The sequence below is a fragment of the Vibrio sp. 2-Bac 85 genome (assembly GCF_037546705.1).
Classification (GTDB): domain Bacteria; phylum Pseudomonadota; class Gammaproteobacteria; order Enterobacterales; family Psychromonadaceae; genus Psychromonas.
In genome coordinates this window covers 212976-227255 of sequence record NZ_JALAAB010000003.1, presented here as the reverse complement: position 1 = coordinate 227255, position 14280 = coordinate 212976, and the positions used below count along the sequence as shown (strand labels likewise).

The 14280-nt window shown below is 36.9% G+C and carries 18 protein-coding genes; 7 read left to right on the top strand and 11 right to left on the bottom strand.

From position 1 onward, the window contains the following. Nucleotides 1–39: 39 nt before the first annotated feature. From ftnA to zapE, 4 genes are all read right to left on the bottom strand, one after another. Entirely contained in the window at nucleotides 40–564 is a 525-nt protein-coding gene (ftnA, locus tag MT390_RS05380; protein ID WP_166370975.1) for a non-heme ferritin, read from the bottom strand. A 111-nt stretch (nucleotides 565–675) separates the two neighbouring features. Next, nucleotides 676–1065, bottom strand: a complete 390-nt coding sequence (gene rpsI / locus MT390_RS05375) for a 30S ribosomal protein S9 (RefSeq protein WP_025565144.1) — start codon at nucleotides 1063–1065, stop codon at nucleotides 676–678. Nucleotides 1066–1080: 15 nt separating this feature from the next. After that, entirely contained in the window at nucleotides 1081–1509 is a 429-nt protein-coding gene (rplM, locus tag MT390_RS05370; RefSeq protein WP_028867510.1) for a 50S ribosomal protein L13, read from the bottom strand. A gap of 341 nt (nucleotides 1510–1850) precedes the next feature. Next, nucleotides 1851–2960, bottom strand: coding sequence for a cell division protein ZapE (zapE, locus tag MT390_RS05365; RefSeq protein ID WP_499439986.1), 1110 nt, complete (start codon nucleotides 2958–2960; stop codon nucleotides 1851–1853). Nucleotides 2961–3207: 247 nt separating this feature from the next. Between zapE and MT390_RS05360 the strand changes: the two genes are divergently transcribed. From MT390_RS05360 to MT390_RS05345, 4 genes are all read left to right on the top strand, one after another. Next, nucleotides 3208–4554: a DegQ family serine endoprotease gene (locus MT390_RS05360; RefSeq protein WP_166370980.1), complete on the top strand. Its 1347-nt coding sequence runs from the start codon at nucleotides 3208–3210 to the stop codon at nucleotides 4552–4554. A gap of 224 nt (nucleotides 4555–4778) precedes the next feature. Next, nucleotides 4779–6188: a pyruvate kinase PykF gene (gene pykF / locus MT390_RS05355; RefSeq protein WP_166370982.1), complete on the top strand. Its 1410-nt coding sequence runs from the start codon at nucleotides 4779–4781 to the stop codon at nucleotides 6186–6188. A 176-nt stretch (nucleotides 6189–6364) separates the two neighbouring features. Beyond that, on the top strand, nucleotides 6365–7429 hold the full coding sequence (gene degS / locus MT390_RS05350) for an outer membrane-stress sensor serine endopeptidase DegS (protein ID WP_166370984.1): 1065 nt from the start codon (nucleotides 6365–6367) through the stop codon (nucleotides 7427–7429). A gap of 45 nt (nucleotides 7430–7474) precedes the next feature. Beyond that, nucleotides 7475–7642: a hypothetical protein gene (locus tag MT390_RS05345; protein WP_499439985.1), complete on the top strand. Its 168-nt coding sequence runs from the start codon at nucleotides 7475–7477 to the stop codon at nucleotides 7640–7642. Nucleotides 7643–7773: 131 nt separating this feature from the next. Here the strand turns inward: MT390_RS05345 and murA are convergent, their stop codons facing one another. The 7 genes from murA to MT390_RS05310 are packed head-to-tail and all read right to left on the bottom strand — an operon-like array spanning nucleotide 7774 to nucleotide 12248. Beyond that, complete coding sequence (gene murA / locus MT390_RS05340) at nucleotides 7774–9033, bottom strand: UDP-N-acetylglucosamine 1-carboxyvinyltransferase (RefSeq protein ID WP_166370988.1); 1260 nt, start codon at nucleotides 9031–9033, stop codon at nucleotides 7774–7776. A 19-nt stretch (nucleotides 9034–9052) separates the two neighbouring features. Then, nucleotides 9053–9301, bottom strand: coding sequence for a BolA family protein (locus tag MT390_RS05335; protein ID WP_166370990.1), 249 nt, complete (start codon nucleotides 9299–9301; stop codon nucleotides 9053–9055). 9 nt (nucleotides 9302–9310) lie between these two features. After that, complete coding sequence (locus MT390_RS05330) at nucleotides 9311–9562, bottom strand: STAS domain-containing protein (RefSeq protein WP_166370992.1); 252 nt, start codon at nucleotides 9560–9562, stop codon at nucleotides 9311–9313. Then, the gene (locus tag MT390_RS05325) at nucleotides 9559–10179 is read right to left on the bottom strand and encodes an MlaC/ttg2D family ABC transporter substrate-binding protein (RefSeq protein WP_499439983.1); all 621 of its coding nucleotides are present in this window, start codon (nucleotides 10177–10179) and stop codon (nucleotides 9559–9561) included. The genes MT390_RS05330 and MT390_RS05325 overlap by 4 nt, the downstream gene beginning before the upstream one ends. Beyond that, nucleotides 10179–10652: an outer membrane lipid asymmetry maintenance protein MlaD gene (gene mlaD, locus MT390_RS05320; RefSeq protein WP_166370996.1), complete on the bottom strand. Its 474-nt coding sequence runs from the start codon at nucleotides 10650–10652 to the stop codon at nucleotides 10179–10181. Before mlaD ends, MT390_RS05325 begins: the two co-directional genes overlap by 1 nt. Nucleotide 10653: 1 nt before the next feature. Next, nucleotides 10654–11442: a lipid asymmetry maintenance ABC transporter permease subunit MlaE gene (mlaE, locus tag MT390_RS05315; protein WP_166370998.1), complete on the bottom strand. Its 789-nt coding sequence runs from the start codon at nucleotides 11440–11442 to the stop codon at nucleotides 10654–10656. After that, complete coding sequence (locus tag MT390_RS05310; protein WP_299660372.1) at nucleotides 11442–12248, bottom strand: ATP-binding cassette domain-containing protein; 807 nt, start codon at nucleotides 12246–12248, stop codon at nucleotides 11442–11444. Before MT390_RS05310 ends, mlaE begins: the two co-directional genes overlap by 1 nt. A gap of 370 nt (nucleotides 12249–12618) precedes the next feature. Between MT390_RS05310 and kdsC the strand changes: the two genes are divergently transcribed. The 3 genes from kdsC to lptA are packed head-to-tail and all read left to right on the top strand — an operon-like array spanning nucleotide 12619 to nucleotide 14278. After that, the gene (gene kdsC / locus MT390_RS05305) at nucleotides 12619–13167 is read left to right on the top strand and encodes a 3-deoxy-manno-octulosonate-8-phosphatase KdsC (RefSeq protein ID WP_499439981.1); all 549 of its coding nucleotides are present in this window, start codon (nucleotides 12619–12621) and stop codon (nucleotides 13165–13167) included. Next, nucleotides 13168–13731, top strand: coding sequence for an LPS export ABC transporter periplasmic protein LptC (gene lptC, locus MT390_RS05300; protein WP_499439979.1), 564 nt, complete (start codon nucleotides 13168–13170; stop codon nucleotides 13729–13731). Next, nucleotides 13718–14278: a lipopolysaccharide transport periplasmic protein LptA gene (lptA, locus tag MT390_RS05295; protein WP_499439977.1), complete on the top strand. Its 561-nt coding sequence runs from the start codon at nucleotides 13718–13720 to the stop codon at nucleotides 14276–14278. The genes lptC and lptA overlap by 14 nt, the downstream gene beginning before the upstream one ends. Nucleotides 14279–14280 lie beyond the last annotated feature (2 nt).

Sequence of the window (14280 nt, the reverse complement as noted above, 5' to 3'; positions counted from 1 at the left end):
ATTTGCTCTGTAAGCAAGAAACGACTCAATTTTATCAGCTTAAACAGCACTATCCATAATTGAAGTTGCACCCGATTTTGCCATTTCAGCAAGATCTTTATCAATCCAATATAGCGCTTTACCATCTTCTCCAACTAAATCGATTTTATCTAAGATACCTTTAAATAATTTCTCTTCTTCGTGTTGTTCAGCAACATACCACTGTAAAAAATTAAATGTTGAATAATCATGAGTAGTGAAAGCGACATGCGTTAATTCATTTATTTTTCTAGTAATCAAACATTCATGTTCATAGGTTTCTTGAAATACTTCTTTCAATGATTTAAAACCTACAGGGGGCGCATCAATTGAGCCTAAAATAGGTAATGCACCTGTTTCACTAACGTAAGTAAATAAGCGATTCATATGTTCCATTTCTTCTGTTGCATGCTTACGCAACATTTCCGCAGCACCTTCATAACCTTTATCTTCACACCAAGCACTCATTTGTAAGTACAAGTTTGAAGAGTAGAACTCTAAGTTAATTTGCTCATTCAACTTTTCAACCATCGCCACGTTCAGCATTATTTTCTCCTCTTATTATTTATTGCCTAACCTTAAGGCTCATACCGCTAAAAAACAAGCAAAAAAAAGCCCAGTATAAACTGGGCTTTTTTGCAATTCGTGAAAACGAAATTAACGTTTAGAGAATTGTGGACGTTTACGTGCTTTATGTAAGCCGACTTTCTTACGTTCAACTTTACGAGCATCACGTGTTACAAATCCTGCACCACGTAATTCAGAACGTAGTGTTTCATCAAACTGCATTAATGCACGAGTGATACCTAAACGGATTGCACCAGATTGACCAGTTGTACCACCACCTTTAACAGTGATGTTTAGGTCGAATTTCTCAGCAGAGTCTACTAACACTAATGGTTGACGAACAACCATACATGCAGTTTCACGACCGAAGTATTCATCTAAGTTACGTTTGTTGATAGTGATTTGACCACTACCTGCTTTCATAAACACACGAGCTGTAGAGCTTTTGCGACGACCTGTGCCGTAGTATTGATTTGCCATTGTTTTATATTCCTATTAGATGTCTAAAACTTGTGGTTGCTGTGCAGAATGTTGATGCTCAGAACCAGCATAAACTTTCAATTTACGGTACATTGCGCGGCCTAAAGGACCACGTGGTAACATACCATTTACAGCTTTTTCAATAACACGCTCAGGAGCACGTACGATTAAGTCTTCAAAGCTAATTGCTTTAATGCCACCGATGAAACCTGTGTGGTGGTAGTAAATTTTACCTTTAGCTTTGTTACCAGTTACAGTAACTTTCTCAGCATTGATAACGATAATGTAATCGCCAGTATCAACATGAGGAGTGTATTCAGCTTTATGTTTACCGCGTAAACGTAAAGCGATTTCAGTAGCTAAACGACCTAGTGTTTTACCTTCAGCGTCAACTACGAACCAGTCGCGTTTTACTTCAGCTGGTTTTGCAACAAAAGTTTTCATTAAGTTATACCCAAATTAATGATTTAAAAAAATATGACAGCATAATTGCAGTCAAAAATGTATTTTTCGCCTTTCCGTATCCCTTCGAATACGTCTAGCGTAAACAGATCCACCATAACAATTGGGGAGGTGGATAACGTGGGCGGCCATATTGTATAGAAAACAACAACAGAGATCACCTGTTTATTACATATTTATGTACAAGTTTTTAACAGGCAAGGATTTAGCATTATAAAAGCTTCATGGCGGACCTAAAATGCCTATCGCGATTACCCATAAAAACACATTATTTGAGTTCTACTTTTTGATGAAAATAGAACTCAAAATTTATAAAGCAAGGTCTATAAATCTAGGTGATGGGCTTTACTTAGGTAGGCTTTACTCTGCATTTCTAATAACCGAGAAACACAGCGCTGAAATTCAAAAGCAAGGCGAGTTCCATGATATAGATCTAATACATCCACTTCTGCAGAAATAATAAGGACTACATTGCGGTCGTAAAATTCATCAACCATAGCAATAAAACGGCGTGTTAGATCGTTATGTTGGTCATCCATTTTAGGAATATTCGACACTAATACTGTTCGATATAAAATAGCCAGCTCGATATAGTCATGCACACTTCGAGGACCATCACACAGTTCCCTAAATTCAATGCTTAATGTATCGTTGCTAAAGGCGATTGTTTTTAACGAACGGTCATTAATAACAATTACTTGCTGATACTCTTTATCACCCGCCGCAAAGGTTTCAAAACTATTTTTGATTTGAGTCTCTGCTTTTTTATCTAACGGATAGTGATAAATTTCAGCGTCAATTAATCGTCCTAATCGATAGTCTTTTCCACCATCGAGGTTAAATATTTCACAATGCTGATTAATTAAATCAATCGCAGGTAAAAATCGCGCCCGTTGCAAGCCATTACGATACAAATTGTTGGGATGTATATTAGAGGTTGCAACTAATACGACTCCCTGAGAAAATAATGCCTCAAACATACCAGCTAATATCATTGCATCGGTAATATCTTCCACATAAAACTCATCAAAACAGATAATGTCTGTTTTACTCGCAAACTGCTTAGCAATTTCTTTTAATGGGTCTGATTGCCCTTGCAATAAGGTTAACTGTTTATGGACTTGCAGCATGAAATGATGAAAATGTAAACGTTGCTTACGCTCTGTTTTGAGGCCATGAAAAAATAAATCGACAAGGTAAGTTTTACCGCGCCCTACTCCACCGTAAAAGTACAGACCTTTGATCTCGGATTTAGACGAGTTAGTGGTCTTGAATAGTCGTTGCAATAGTGAACTTTTTTGTACTGGCTTAGTCTGATTTTGTAATAAATCATCATATAACCGTTGTAACATAGTAACAGCTTGCAATTGAGCAGGATCTGCAAAAAAGTTGGGTTTTAATAAGTCGGCTTGATATAAAGAAAGTGGTGTCACATTAATGTCTTAATAATTCAGTAAGTTAATCTTTATATAACATATTTTGGCACTATTTAAATAGTACCAAAGGCAAACGGAAATAGGTTTTGCGGTTTATCTCTCGAAATACTGATGCAATGGTTAACAACTTAATAAAGGTTAGTAGTCACATTATTAAAAAAGTTGAAATGTCATCAATCATCATTATTATCTTTTATAATGAATAAATAACAGATGCTTTGAACATCATTTACAAGGAGCCCCAATGCGTGTTTTTAAACATTCCCTTTTATTGGTGATTTTAGTAATCACTAGCTTTAACTCCATTGCCGCCTTACCTAATAACATCAATGGTAAAGCATTACCTACACTCGCACCGCTGATTAAAAAAGTAAGTCCCGCCGTCGTTGATATTTCAGTGTTTGGTGAAAGCACAGCAACACCAGGTGTACCCAATGAGTTATTAGAATTTTTACAACCACAACGCCCTCCACAACAATTTTCAGGATTAGGTTCCGGTGTAATTATTGATGCACAGCAGGGATATATCATCACTAATTATCATGTAATTGAAAATGCAGATGATATCGTTATCAGTCTAACTTCAGGGCATCAATATAAAGCCACAGTGATTGGGCAAGACCCACAAAGTGATATTGCATTATTACAAATAAAAAGTAAGCAGCCTTTAGTTGCGATCACATTTGCAAACTCAGACCAATTGCAGGTCGGTGACTTTACCATCGCTATCGGCAACCCCTTTGGTTTAGGGCAAACGGTTACCTCGGGCATTGTCAGTGCATTAGGGCGAAGTGGTCTTAATTTACAAAACCTAGAAAACTACATTCAAACAGATGCAGCCATTAACAGCGGTAATTCTGGTGGTGCATTACTTAACTTAAATGGCGAATTAATTGGTATTAATACTGCTATTTTGGGTCCTAATGGCGGCAACATTGGTATTGCTTTTGCTATTCCATCAAACATGGTTAAAAACCTCACACAACAATTATTGGAGTTTGGCGAAATTCGTCGAGGTATTCTAGGTATTAAGGGGGGGGAAGTGACACCAGATTTAGCTAAAAGCTTTTCATTAGATGTAACAAAAGGAGCCTTTATCTATCAAGTCACTCCTGATTCAGCTGCCGATAAAGCCGGTTTAAAAGCAGGAGATGTAATTACCGCGATCAATGGAACCGCTATAAAATCATTTGCAGCATTACGTGCAAAAATAGGAACGTTAAGTGCAGGCAAAAAAGTAAGCCTAAGCGTGATTCAGGACAATAAATATAAAAATATTAACGTTATATTAGGCGGCAACACAGCAACTGCAAAAGCAAAATTAACACCTATCCTACCGGTTATTTTTGAAGGTGCGATCTTAAAGGATATAGCACCTGGGCAATCAGTCGTTGGCGTTAATGTAGTTGAAGTAAAACAAAACTCAATGGCAAGCCGTATCGGTTTACTTGAAGATGATAAAATAATAGCGGTTAATAAGACTGCGATCAGTAATCAAGCGGAACTTGTTTCTGCACTGGAGCAAGCCCAAAATATGAGAGCATTAAATATAATGCGGAATAACCGACTCATTTATATTATTTTGGACTAGGCTCAACTAGAAAATGTAATAAATTTACAGAAATTTACAGAAATTTACAAAAACTTAGATAAATATCTGCTTAATTTGGATAAATATCTACTTAACGGAGATTTATTGATCATAAATCATTTTTTATTCAAAAAATTCTTGTAAAATACGCGCCCTAAAGAAAATTAAAGAAAACTATAAATAATATAAGTAATAAAAGCACAATCACTCTTGGAGAAAAGACGGTGAGAAAAACTAAAATTGTATGTACGATAGGTCCAAAATCAGAATCTAAAGAAATGTTAACAAAACTAGTTGAGAACGGCATGAATGTAATGCGTCTTAACTTTTCACACGGTGACTTCATCGAACATGGTACTCGAATTACACGTATCCGCGAAGTGTGTGAAGAAACTGGTAAAAATGTTGCTGTTCTTTTAGATACTAAAGGTCCAGAAATCCGTACTGTCAAATTAGAAAACGGTAATGATGTATTATTAACTGCAGGTCAAGAATTCACACTTTCTACAGACCAAACAATCGTTGGTGATAACACTATCGTTGCAGTAACTTACGAAAACTTAACAAAAGATCTTGTTATTGGAAACACTGTATTGTTAGACGATGGTCTAATTGAAATGACAGTAAAAAGCATCACTGATACTAATGTTATCTGTACAGTAATGAATACGGGTGAGCTAGGCGAAAACAAAGGTGTTAATCTACCTGGTGTTAAAGTTCAACTACCTGCATTGTCTAAGAAAGATAAAGGCGATTTAATCTTTGGTTGTGAGCAAGATGTCGATTTCATTGCTGCATCATTTATTCGTAAGAAAGAAGACGTACTAGAAATTCGTGAGCTATTAAAAGCAAATGGCGGCGAAAACATTCAAATCATCTCTAAAATTGAAAACCAAGAAGGCGTTGATAACTTTGATGAGATCCTAGCGGTTTCTGACGCAATCATGGTTGCTCGTGGTGATTTAGGTGTTGAGATTCCGGTTGAAGAAGTAATCTTTGCACAAAAAATGATGATTGAGAAAGCAAATAAAGCACGTAAGCCTGTTATTACAGCAACTCAAATGCTTGATTCAATGATCAAAAACCCACGTCCAACACGTGCTGAAGCTGGTGATGTTGCGAATGCAATTATCGATGGTACTGATGCAGTAATGCTTTCAGGCGAGTCAGCTAAAGGTAAATACCCTGCAGAAGCAGTGGAAATTATGGCTTCTATCTGTGCACGTACTGACAGTGTACTTCACCCAGTAGTAGAAGAAAAAGATGCGGACCTTCGTATTACTGAAGCAGTATGTAGCGGTGCAGTTAAAAATGCAGAGCAACTAGGTGCTAAATTAATTATCGTTGCGACAGGTGCAGGTAAATCAGCACGTTCAATTCGTAAATATTTCCCATCAATGCCTATTTTAGCACTAACTAGTAATGCTAAAACTCGTCAACAATTAGCATTAACTAAAGGTGTTTCTGCAAAGGTTATCGAACAACAGGCATCAATGGAAGAATTCTATAAATTAGGTATGGATTTAGCTAAAGAGCAAGGTTTAGTAGTTACTGGCGATAAAGTCGTGATGGTAACTGGTGCACTAGTTTCTTCTGGTACAACTAATACTTCTTCTGTACACGTTATTTCTTAATGATTAGTCGCTATTTGAGCGATTGAAATAAGAAAATAAATTAATCAAACATCGCTTCAGGGCGATGTTTTTTTTTGTGCAAATTCCCATTAATTAAAAACTAATTTTCCGTCTGTGCATAGTTTTCTATATACTAAGCTTCCATTTTTTGTATTCATTACCCATTAGTCAAAAATATGAAGCTAATACAATACGTTAATTATCTAGTTAAACCTGTTCTGTGGGGGTTATTTCTTGCCGCGCTGATTATTTATGGGCCAAAAATATATAAGAGCTTAGAAAATGATCGCAGTTATAAACCTGCACTTATTAGTTACTCAGATGCAGTAAAAAAAGCAGCACCATCAGTTGTTAACATTTACTCTCAGCAATACATAGACTCTAGCGTGGGATCCAAACAACAGTTACAACCTACGGGATTAGGCTCTGGCATTATCCTTGATAAGAGAGGTTATATTGTCACTAATCACCATGTTATCTCAGAGGCAGATCAAATCTTAATTGCTTTACAGGACGGTCGCTTATTCACGGCTAATGTCATTGGTAGTGATGTGATCACTGACCTAGCAGTATTACAAATTGAAGCAAACAACCTTCCAGTGATCCCACAAAACTCTGATTATATTGCAGAAATTGGAGATCTAGTCTTAGCTATTGGTAATCCTTACAATCTTGGCCAAACCATTACTCAAGGCGTGATCAGTGCAACTGGTCGCAGTGGAATGAGCAGCACAGGCCGACAAGACTTTATTCAAACCGATGCTGCAATTAATGAAGGTAATTCCGGTGGGGCGTTGATCAATAGTTATGGGGAACTGGTTGGTATTAACACGTCAGAGTTTTACACAGGTACACGAAATGTGACCTACGGCATTAGCTTTGCAATCCCCTACCGTCTAGTAAAATTTGTGATGCAAAGTCTAATTCAAGATGGCCGAGTAATTCGGGGCTCATTAGGCATTGAAGCAGAGAATTTAGATCCCTTACTGGCTCGTTTATGGGGGCTAGAGGCTAAAAATAGTATTATAGTTAAAAAAATAATCGACAACGGACCAGCACAAAAAGCCGGCATGCAAAAGAATGACATTATTCTAAAAATTGATGATAAAGATGCAATTAACTTAATTGTAACGATGGATAAAATAGCTAAAATTAAACCTGGTTCTGCAACAAAAATAACAATCTTAAGAGAGGGTAAGGAACAAGTCCTTGATGTCATGATTGGTGAATTACAACAATAAAAGCTATCAATAATATGTCTGATTTTAGATCAGGCATAAGCAGCTATGGCAACTATATTCACTAAAATAACCAAAGCAGCTAAAGAATCTACGGCAACTAAAACAACCAAAGCAACTACAAGTCCCTCAGTAACTAAAACAACCAAAGCAACTACAACACCTTCACTGACTAAAATAAGTAAAACAGCTACGACAATTTCAGTACTAAAGTAGCCAAATCAGCTACCTCATTCTGTTAATAAGCCCAAGCATGATCAATTATTCGTAAAAATTAGATAATAAAAAAGAAAGCCTTAGCTTTCTTTTTTATCTGTCTCATCAATAGCGAGAATACGCTATATCAATTAAGACTCTACACGACGCATTTTTGCGCCCAATGGAATCAATTTATCTTCAATCGCTTCATAGCCACGGTCTATATGATAAATTTCATCAACAATTGTTTCGCCCTGTGCAATTAAACCAGCAATAACAAGGCTAGCAGATGCGCGTAAATCAGTTGCCATAACGATTGCGCCGCTTAACTTATCATTATCACCACAAATAGCTAAATTGCCATCTAGCTCGATGTTAGCGCCCATACGAATTAATTCAGGTACGTGCATAAAGCGGTTTTCAAAGATATTTTCTTTGATACGACCTGTGCCTGGTGCAACCGTATTAAGTAGCGTAAATTGTGCTTGCATATCCGTTGGGAACGCAGGATGTGGAGCAGTCGTAATATTAACTGATTTTAAAGTGCGACCAGTCATATCTACTTCAATCCAGTCATCACCAGTTGTCACTAATGCTCCTGCTTCTTCAAGCTTAGACAGAACAGCGGTTAATAGCTGAGGATCAGTTTTGACACAACGTACTTTACCGCCACTCACTACACCAGCAACTAAAAAAGTACCGGTTTCAATGCGGTCAGGTTGTACTTGATAAGTGCAGTCACCTAGGGTCTCAACACCTTCAATAGTAATGGTATCAGTACCAGCACCTGATATTTTACCACCCATACCATTAATGAAATTAGCAAGATCAACAATTTCTGGCTCTTTCGCTGCATTTTCAATGGTAGTAACACCTTCAGCTAACGCAGCAGCCATCATTAAGTTACCCGTACCTGTTACGCTCACTAGGTCCATGTATAAATGACAACCTTTTAAACGTCCGTCAACACGTGCTTTAATAAAGCCGTCTTCAACTTTGATTGTGGCCCCCATTTGCTCTAAACCGTGAATATGTAGATTCACAGGGCGAGCACCAATTGCACAACCACCAGGTAGCGAGATATCTGCTTCACCAAAACGAGCAACCAATGGCCCTAATGCTAAAATAGAAGCGCGCATACTTCTTACTAACTCATAAGAAGCGGTGTAATTTTTAACGCCTTTAGCATTAATTTTTACAGTGTGCTTATCTTGTTGTGTGGTTGCACCAAGTTCTTGCAACAACTCAAGTGTTGTAGAGATATCTTTTAATAGAGGTACATTACTTAATGTAATATCACCTTCAGATAATAAAGTAGCAAATAGGATTGGTAATGCGGCATTTTTTGCCCCAGAAATAGTTACCTCGCCATTTAACTGGCAGCCACCTTGAATAATAAATTGACCCATGAAAATCCTTATTAACCTACTAAATAAAATGTTTTTGTTTTTGCCACTCATCTGGCGTTAATGCTTTAATGGTTAACGCATGAATTGCATTAGTAGCAATATCATCCGCTAAATGAGCATAAATTGTTTGTTGTTTTTTAACACGACTCATGTCAATAAACATCTCACTTACTGCGATCACTTGAAAAGTGCCACTTTCCCCTTTAACAATACAAACATCTAATGTTAAAGCTTGCTCCAATTTCTCTTTAATTGTTTCTGTATTCATAATAAACCACTATTTTTCAAAAAGGTTTTCTACACCATAAAGCTCAGCGAGAATGCGTAATTTGTCCGAAGCATTAATCAACTTCAGCGCAGGGTATTTGGTTTTAATTTGCACTAAGTAAGCGACACCAGCGGAATCAATTTTATTTATTTGAGATAAATCGACATTATTAACCGTTTGGTAAGTCTCTATCGCAGGGTAAGTTTGCTCACTTAAATTAGCGAGCAATAAATCTAGACTAAGCAACAGGTCGTTGCTCATGATACAAACTCACTATTTTTCTCTAATAGTAGTTTGATCACTTCATCAATCCCTTGTTTCTGGATCAATGGTCGTAATTCAGATTTTTTGGTGTCTAACATGCTGACACCTTCCGCAATCACATCAAAAACTTTCCATTCACCTGTTTTTGAATTGTTACGCAATTTAAAATCTAATTGCGTTACTTGTCCATTATTGTCGGTCATTCTAACAGGAATACTGACAATTTTCTTACCCTTAAAGTTATTAATATCAAGTATCAACAGTGATTGTTGATCGTATTTCCCTAATATGTGTCCGTAAGCATTAATTAAGTATGCAAGAAAAGCATCGACAAACTGTTCACGCTGTTCAGGGGTGGTATTTTTTAAATTAGGCCCTACCACACTATAGGCAGTGTATTTGTAATCAAAGAAAGGGATAAGTTCCTCTTTAATGATCACTTTAATATATTCAGGCTCACTCTGTAAGCGGCTTTTTTCATCGTTTAAGCGCTTAAAAGTGGTTGTTGAGACTGAATGTAGTACTTGATTAGGGTTGGTAATGTCACTCTCACTTGCAATCAGTGAAAATGATATTGAATATAAAAATGCAAAAACATAAATAAATAAACGCATTAGTCGTCCTTATTATTAATAGAATAAATAAACTGCCCAATTAGGTCTTCAAGCACTAATGCAGACTTAGTATCTTCAACCATGTCACCGTTGGCTAACATTTCAATACCGTCATCGATAAAACCAGGTTTAATACCGACATATTGCTCACCTAATAAACCAGAAGTTAAAATGGCAAGTGAAGAAGTTTCTGGATAAAAACCTTGTTTTTCAAACATTGAAAGTGTCACTAGCGGTGTATAAGACTCTTTATCTAAGGTAATAGATTCCACACGGCCAACAACAACACCACCTAATTTAACCGGTGCACGAGGTTTCAACCCACCGACATTATTAAAATTAGCTTGTAACGTATAACTATTACCTTCACCTTTAAATGATAGTCCTGCAACACTAAACGCTAACACGACAAAAGAGGCTATCGCTGCAACAACAAATAATCCGACCCATATTTCTAATTTTTTCTGTGGCATTTTAGCCTCCAAACATAATAACAGTTAGTAAAAAATCCATTCCTAAAACGAGTAATGAAGCTAACACCACGGTTTTTGTGGTTGCTCTACTAATGCCCTGTGCATTAGGGATAACGTGAAAGCCATTAAATAAAGCAACCCAAGTAACAATAACAGCAAAGATCAGACTTTTGATTATACCATTGAGCACGTCGGGACCGAAATTAACACTGCCTTCCATTACAGACCAGAAAGCACCACCATCTATTCCCATCCAGCTCACACCAATTAAATATCCGCCCCAAATAGCCACCACATTAAAAATAAGTGTTAATAAAGGTAATGCCACCACACCAGCAATGAGTCGAGGTGCAATAACACGTTTTAATGGCGACACCGCCATCATTTCCATGCTCGCAATTTGCTCTGTACTTTGCATAAGGCCAATTTCAGCAGTTAACGCAGATCCAGCTCTTCCCGCAAATAACAATGCTGCAACCACAGGCCCTAATTCGCGTAATAATGATAGCGCGACCATACTGCCTAAACTTTCTTCCGCTGCATAATCCACTAAAACATAATAACCTTGTAAACTCAGCACCATACCAATAAACAAGCCAGCTGTAACAATAATAGGCAAGGATAAAATACCTAAATGATATAGTTGATTAATAAACAAACTAAATAATTTAGGATGAGGTTTAGTAAACAACGTACGATAAAACATCAACGCTGATTTCCCGGCCCCCTCGATTTGTTGTAAAGTAAATGCACCAATATTTTGTAACAATTGCAGTCCCCCTTGTAGCATTATAAATTCGCCTTTTCTAAGTCTGCTTGGTAATCATCAGCAGGCATATGAAATGGAACAGGACCTTGCACTGCACCGGCTAAAAATTGTTGTAATAATGCATTATCTTTTTGCGCTAACACTTCCTCGACAGAGCCTTCAGCGATGATTTTTTTCTCTGCAAATACATACACATTGTCGGCAATTGAAAGTACCTCATTGACATCATGGGAAACAATAATAGAAGTCAAACCTAAGGTATCATTAAGTTGTTTAACTAGTTTCAATAATACATTCATTGAAATAGGATCTTGGCCAGTAAAAGGTTCATCATACATGACCACTTCAGGATCCAGTGCAATCGCACGTGCTAACGCAATACGCCTTGCCATCCCTCCAGATAATTGCGAAGGATGTAGATCCTTTGCGCCACGTAAACCGACCGCATTCAATTTCATTAACACTAATGTTGTTAAGAGCTTTTCGTCTAACTGAGTATGTTCTCGTAGCGGAAAAGCGACATTTTCAAATACCGTTAGATCATTAAATAAAGCACCGCTTTGAAATAACATGCCCATTTTTTTTCTAACTTCATAAAGCGCTTTTTGCGAGCATTGGTGAATAGATGTGCCATTAAAAATGACCTCGCCACTGTCCGCGGGAATCTGTCCACCGATTAATTTTAATAGGGTAGTTTTACCTATTCCACTTGGCCCAAGCACGGCAGTAATTTTACCTCGTTCAAATTGCATATCGAGGTTATCAAATATTTTCTTTTGCTGGCGCGAGAAACTAAGTTGATTAATAACAATGTGTGATGTTGGCATGAATACATTTTCTCTAAGGAAACGAAAGCTCAGTCTAATAATTCAGACAAGAAAGGCAATTAATAATCGACGATAAAGTCAGTAAAGTATCAATTTAGAGCGAATTTACCCCATAAAGTTCTAAATAAGCAAAAATTAGTCGAAGAATAGCGGTTATTTTCAATTATCATAGGCTGTTCTTTGTTTTCATTATTCACTTAGTCAGTAAATTAAATAAATAATCTAAGTATTAGTATTGTTTACGCTATTTAATAATAAGCAGTCTTGTTATGATGACAGTTAAATACTCAAGTAAACAATGCTCGCCTTAATGTACACATTTTGATATTTTTACCCTTAAATCACCACCTATTTAAAAAAGAGCCTATAAATGATCGATACACCCTATGGAAAAATCAGCACAACTAATTTTCAACGAGCACAAAAAATAAAACTTTTTGTTTGTGATGTAGATGGTGTTTTTTCAGATGGTCGGATTTATATGGGAAATGACGGCGAAGAATTAAAAGCATTTCATACAAAAGATGGTTTTGGATTAAAAGCGATCATGCAACAAGGTATTGATGTTGCCATTATTACAGGCAGAGAATCTAACATCGTAAAAAATAGAATGACGGCATTGGGTATTAAACATATTTTTCAAGGTAAAGATGACAAGTTAACGGTTTATCAGTCATTACTTGAACAATTACAATTAACACCTGAGCAAACGGCCTATATCGGCGATGATGTTGTGGATTTGCCTGTCATGGTACTTTCTGGATTAGGTGTTGGTGTCAATGATGCTCATCCGTTGGTTATTCAGCAGGCAGATTTAGTGACAACGACTAAAGGCGGATTTGGTGCGGTACGTGAAATATGTGACCTATTCCTACAATGCCATGGTCAACTATCTATGACGCAAGGTAAAAGTGAATAAATGAATAAACGTCAAAGCATTCCTTTTATTGCTTTAATCGTCGCCTTTGTATTTTGGGTGTATATTAAACCAGAAACAGAGGCGCCCTCATTACCTGAACACCATCCAAGTTATATCGCCGATGATGTTACAAGCCAGCATTATGATCCACTAGGGTTCAATGATTATCGTGTTTTTGCAGATAAGATGACTAACTATTCGGAAGATGAGTCAACTCACTTTGAGTCGCCTAAAGTAATCGTTTATAACAAAAACACACAAACCGGTGTCGTTTCTACATGGCAATTAACTAGCCTAAAGGGTACGTTAACGGATAAATATAAATTAGTACTTTCAGGTAAAGTATTGATTGAAAACTTAAGTAAAGATCAGATTGTACAAACAATGTCTACCGATGAAGCCACGGTAATGCTAGATAGTAAAATTATCACCACGCCATTACAAGTCAACTGGACTGGGCCACAAATGCGCCAACAAGGGGTTGGAATGTGGGCATCGATGGAAACAGAAGAAATGACACTTAATTCGAATACAAAAGCGGTATATTTTAATGAATCTAAATAAATTAGCAGTTTCACTTATTACTATCACATTGTTCAGTACAAGCGCACTGGCATTAGAGTCTGATTTTGATCAAGCGATCCATGTTTCATCGGTAAAACAGCATGCAAACATGAAGAGCAATACTGTCATTTTCACAGATGAAGTTTTACTCACACAAGGCTCGATTAAAATTACAGCCGATAAACTTACTGTTGTGCGTGGTAATAAACCTAACCATGAAACGATGATAGCAGAAGGTAATGTGGCTACTTTTCATCAAACGCAGGATGATGGAAAACCCCTAGATGCTCAAGCAAAACATATTCTCTATGATGTCGCGAAAGGCACCATAACCTTGACTAAAAATGCGCAGGTAAAACAACTAGATAGCCAAATTAATGGCGCTAAAATTGTTTATTTTTTAGAATCTCAAGAACTTAATGTCAGCACCGATAAAGCAAAACAAGAACGGGTTCAAACAGTTTTTTTACCCGCTCAATTTGAAAAAGATAAAACTAAAAAGTCATCTAATTCCTCTACACCAAAAACAATAGAAGAGGAAAAATAACG